Genomic DNA, 5198 nt, shown 5'->3' with positions numbered 1-5198 from the left:
AGTCCATCGGAGAGAGCTCTGGGCCCCTATGATGTGGCGGTTTCTACACATGAGAATGAATGAGGGGGAGCCATGTTCGAGACGGCCAATGCTGCAGGCGATGAACAGGATGCCGTCGTGGATGGGCTCGACGTACTGGTGTCCATCGACGACGCTGAAGGGCGCTCCGACTCAGGAGACATGGGCATATTCAGGCGCCGGAGCGAGGACGCCTCGGTCCGGCGAATCCCCACCGCCGTCCTGCGTGAGAACCTCCAACACACAGTGCGGGCCTTGCAGCAGGTACTCACGGACCTCAGGGTGCCCGACGGCGGGATGCCGCTACAGCAGGCTCAGGTCTCATTCGAGATCACCGCGACCGGAGGCATCACCATTGTGGGGACCACGGCCCAAGTGGGCGCCAAAGGGGCGATCACACTGACTTTCGGATCCTGATCGGCCGGAGACTGCGATGAACCCCTCGTGCCGCGCCCTGCTGATCGGGGTATCGACGTACCGCGACCCCAATATCGACGACCTAACCTTCGTCACGGATGATATGGCCGAGCTGGCGGAGGCGCTCTCCACTGTCGGCTACGAGGTACATATCCACGACGCCGAAGAGACCGACCGGGAGAGCATCGACTACGCCGTTGAGACGTTCTTCCAAGGCGCCGCTCCGGATGAGACGCTGCTTCTCTACCTCAGTGGTCACGGGATCCACCACGGCGGCAAGGACTACCTCGTCCCCAAGGGCGCGCGCACGGACTCCCACGATTTCCGCGCCAAATGCCTCTCACTCGACTTCAGCGGCTACGTCGAGCGCAGCAAAGCTGGTGACGTGGTCGTGTTCGTGGATGCCTGCCGTGAGGGTATCGACCTCAGGGAGATGTCGGTAGGCAACGCCGTCGGCTGGTCCGATATGCGAGTTACACGCGTCGGCCAGCGCCACTACTGCCACGTATACGCCTGTTCGCCCGGTGAGCGCGCCCGCTACACCCGTGCGGGAAACAGCACCTTTAGTATCTTCTCTCGCGCCCTCAGCACCGTCGTAGCGGACGAGGCGGGCCCCAGCACGCTGCGCGAACTCAAGGAACAGCTGCAGAGCGCGGTGGACGTACTGACTGCCGAATACAAGCTGTTTCGTCAGCAGATCAGGGTACGCACCGAGACGGAGACTGACGACTTCATCGTCTTTAGGCGGCCTGACCAGACCGCAAACGGGACCGCAGGTGATCATTCCTGGGCAACAGCAGCCCGCAACCACCCAGCGTGGAAGCAGATCGGTGACGCCCCCGGCGCCGAGGCCATGCGCGCTGCCGCCGTGGCCCTCGTCGCCGAGATCGCTCCGCAGGCCGTCCGGGACGAGGCCCTTCTAAGCGAAGACCCCTGGCGACCCGTCGACTTCGCCGAGCGGATGACCGCCGGGGTGGGCTGGCTATTGTCGAAGGTTCTCAACCCGGAGAAACTGGCCCTGTCTCCGGCCGAGGCCGCCCTCCTGGTCACCGTGCCCTACCTCTACGTGACGTGTGCGAACCGCGCCGCGGTACAGGCACTGGACGCTCAACCCACGAACCTCGACCACGTGCCCTGTTCAAGCCCCACACGGGCGAACTACGAGCAGTTCTTCAACAACCAACAGCGGCTGGTGCGCCGGGCCGTGCTCGCGGCCCAATCGCCCGACGAAGATGATCGTGCGGCCGACATCGCATGGTGGCTGTTCCGCCGCTGGTTGGCCAGAAAGCCCGGGGGAGCACAGGAGAGAATCCTGGACAGCCTACTCGACCCCGTAGAGAGACTACTGGAGGACATTCCGGACGAGGCCGACCGCAAGTTGGTCGCTGAAATGTTCGAGCAGAACACCTTGCCGGTGTTGCTGCGCTCGCTGCGCACCTCGTTCGATTCGACCGTCATCCGCCCAAAACGCCAGCTGGCAGGCGGTGCCGAGGCTGAGCAGCACATCCGGGAGCAACTACTGGTTGTCCTGCTGACGGTAGCGCACCACGTGGCCATCGATCCGGTCCTGCTGTCGGACGTCGTCGTGGAGCACCTTGGCATCAGCTACTCCGTAGACATAGAGCAACTCCACCGGACCATTCAGACGGCCCGCTGGGACCAGCACGGCCGTACCCGCGTCCTCAATGCTGCCTGTCACCATCCGGCGATAGGCCTGGCTCTGCGGCAGCAGGCAGCCGCCCTGGACGCCCTGTTCGGCGCGGTCGATGTCCAAGCCAGCAGTGAACCTCAGCTGGAGCCATTGCAGGATCTACCAGCGCACGCCACTGCCGACCAGGTGCGGCCGGCCGTCGATGCCGGAGGGAAGCCCGCGTACGAGTCGACGGACCTGCGTTTCCGTCTCGCCGACGACCGCATCCAACAACTCCTCATGGGCGAGCAGTTGTACGGAGATCCGTCCCTGGCTATCCGGGAGCTATACCAGAACGCTCTAGACGCCTGCCGCTACCGGGGAGCACGCACGCAATACCTGCGGCTGCGGCACCCTGAACTCGCGCCTTGGTCGGGGCGCATCACATTCAAACAGGACGTAGACGAGCGCGGCCGGGCCTACATCGAGTGCACCGACAACGGCATTGGCATGGGGGAACGTGAACTTCGCGAAGTCTTCTCCCACGCCGGTATGAGCTTCGCCGACCTCCCCGAGTACCTCGATGAGCGAGCTGAGTGGCGTGAGGCAAATATCGAACTGCACCCCAACAGCCGCTTTGGCATCGGCGTACTCAGTTACTTCATGATCGCCGATGACGTTTCGGTGACCACATGCCGCTTGGACCGCGAAGGTCACCCGGGACAGCGCCTGCGGGTAGACATCGCCGGACCGGGATCCCTCTTCTACATTCGGGACCTTGGGCGGGGGTTCGAGGCGGGCACCACTGTACGTTTGTATCTCCGCGCATCCGCCAAAGCGCCCTCTTGCACTGATCTGTTGCGACGATTGCTGTGGATCTCCGAGTATTCGGTAGTCGCACAGGACGCAGAAACCCGCTTCGAGTGGGAGCCGGACGTGTTGTCACCCGTGGCGCCACTAGGCCCCGGTGATCCGCATAGTCCGGGTATGGTGCGCGCAACCGAGGTCGTGGTCCATGCCACGACCCGTCAGGATGTGTGGTGGACAACCACCCTTGGCGGCGTCCTCGCAGATGGAGTGTGGATCGGCGTTCCGCTGTTCGGAGCCGTGGTCAACCTCACCGGTACGCATGTGCCACAGCTGACCGTCGACCGCAGGAGCACGCTCTCCTACGACAAGGTTCATGTCATGCAGCGGCTGCGCGAGGAGATCCCAACGTTGCTGCGAGAGGGAGCCGAGGTCTTCGACCACGCTTGGCTGTCGGCACTGGTGGCCTACCACCCGGCGCTGGCGGACGAGGTAGCGGAGGCCGCGGTGGCCTGTCGGTACGCCCCTTGGGTGGTTGCCGGGCAGGAGTTGGATATCGCCTCGGCAGGTTGCTTCTCGATGGACGCACAGATATTGGGTGGGGATGCTTGGTTGGACACGCCCCTCGCGAGGTTCCCGGGACAACTCGTCACATGGCGAGTCAAGGTCTGGGTAGCGGCTGGAGCGTTTCCTGGTGTGACGCTCACAGATCCCGAGTCGGTGCCACGCGCACGACCCACGGACATCGGTCTGTTCGTCGATTCGGGATTTAACGAGGGCCCGGGGAGCAGGTTCAGCGCGGATGGGCGCTACCCGGACGACTGGCATGATGACGAAATTCCAGTGAACCTGGGGCACGTGCTGCAGTTCGCATACCTGGTGCAGTTCAGTCCGCAAGAGGTGGCAAACAGGCTCGTGCAGCTCGGCTTACGGCTTCAGGATGGTGTGGTCCTTCCCGAGACCGTCATGGCTGACGACCTGCTCATTCTCAGTCGTGATCTCGATCGGGAACCGCCGTGGCTGGACGGAACCGATCCGGTCCCGTTGGGACATGTGCTCGCGGTAGCTGAGCGAACAAAGCGTCGTCCCGCGGAGGTGATCGCCAGGCTCGCAGAACTCGGGCTGCGGCTCGTCGAAGGAGCGGTGTTGCCCGAGGCCGTTGAACCGGGGTATGTGGAGATCCTCTCCATAAGAGATCGCCCAGGGCAGCGCGCGTGGCTGGATGGAACCGATCCGGTCCCGTTGGGACATGTGCTCGCGGTAGCTCAGCGAACAAAGCGTCGTCCCGCGGAGGTGATCGCCAGGCTCGCAGAACTCGGGCTGCACCTACATGGCGAAGCCGTGCCGCCAGCGATCGTGGAGCCAGACGACCTGATCATCTTGAAGCAAGGCCTCCGTCCAGACAGGCCGTGGTGGGATATCAGGACGCCAGTGCCGTCGGCGCACGTTCTCCTGGCCGCCCACGTGGTGGGGCGGTCTCCTGAGGATGTGGCGGCCAGGCTAGTGCAGCTCGGTCTGCGCCTAAATGAGGGGGCTGCGTCGCCCGCCGCCTTGGAACCTAGAGACCTCATCTTGCTCAACGCGGGCACCGAGCATCAGAGATCATGGTTGAACTTCGCAAGGCCAGTTCCGTTGGGGCATGTACTGGCGGTGGCCGAGCAAACAGAACTTCGTCCCGCGGAGGTAGCGGTCAGGCTTGAGAAACTCGGGCTGCACCTTCCAGAAGCCGCTGTGCTGCCCGAGACCGTTGAGTTCGACGATCTCCTCATACTCAGCAGAAGGCACAATAGGAATACTCCCTGGCTGGATGTGGCCTGCCCGGTTCCGTTGGGGCATGTAGTTGCGGTCGCCACGCGAATCAAGTGGCGTCCCGCGGAAGTAGTGGCCAGGCTTGCGCAGTTCGGGCTGCGTCTTGCGGAGGGGATCGTGCTGCCCGAGACAGTCGGACCTGATGATCCGGCCATTCTCAGCGTCGACCTCGATCGGGAACAGCCATGGCTGGACGAGACGACACCAGTACTACTGAGTCATGTATTGCGCGCGGCCGACCGATTGGGGCGTCGCCCTGCGGAAGTGGCAGCCCGACTCATGGCATTTGGATTGCGCGTTGCAGACGGACCGCCCCAGCTTGAGAAAATCGAGCTTGAGGATCTCCGGATGTTCAGTGACCGCAAAGGAGTGAACGAATGGCTGGACAAGAAGGCGCCGGTCGAGCTGTGCCATGTCTTCCAGAGTTCCGTTTCTAGCGGAAGCCCTTTGCCGAAAGTCGCACGTCGTTTCCGCGAACTCGGATTCACTTTGACCGACGACGTGATCTACAGCCACG

At 63.3% G+C, this 5198-nt stretch carries 2 protein-coding genes; both read left to right on the top strand.

Features of this window, described 5'->3' with window-relative positions; translation table 11 throughout:
* The first annotated feature begins 72 nt into the window (after positions 1-72).
* Positions 73-435, top strand: coding sequence for a Pepco domain-containing protein (locus R6V09_RS45285; protein ID WP_317887312.1), 363 nt, complete (start codon positions 73-75; stop codon positions 433-435).
* Between the two features lie 16 nt (positions 436-451).
* Positions 452-5198: wHTH domain-containing protein (locus R6V09_RS45280; RefSeq protein ID WP_317887311.1), on the top strand; the 4747-nt coding region annotated here is incomplete at its 3' end.

Source organism: Streptomyces sp. W16 (assembly GCF_033194735.1).
In the GTDB taxonomy this organism is placed as follows: Bacteria; Actinomycetota; Actinomycetes; order Streptomycetales; family Streptomycetaceae; genus Streptomyces.
Note: the sequence above shows the minus strand (reverse complement) of the source record. Positions and strands in the feature narration are given on the sequence as shown.

Excerpts from the sequence above, each read along its gene's own strand:
- R6V09_RS45285 (WP_317887312.1), top strand. The coding sequence starts at position 73 with ATGTTCGAGACGGCCAATGCTGCAGGCGATGAACAGGATGCCGTCGTG.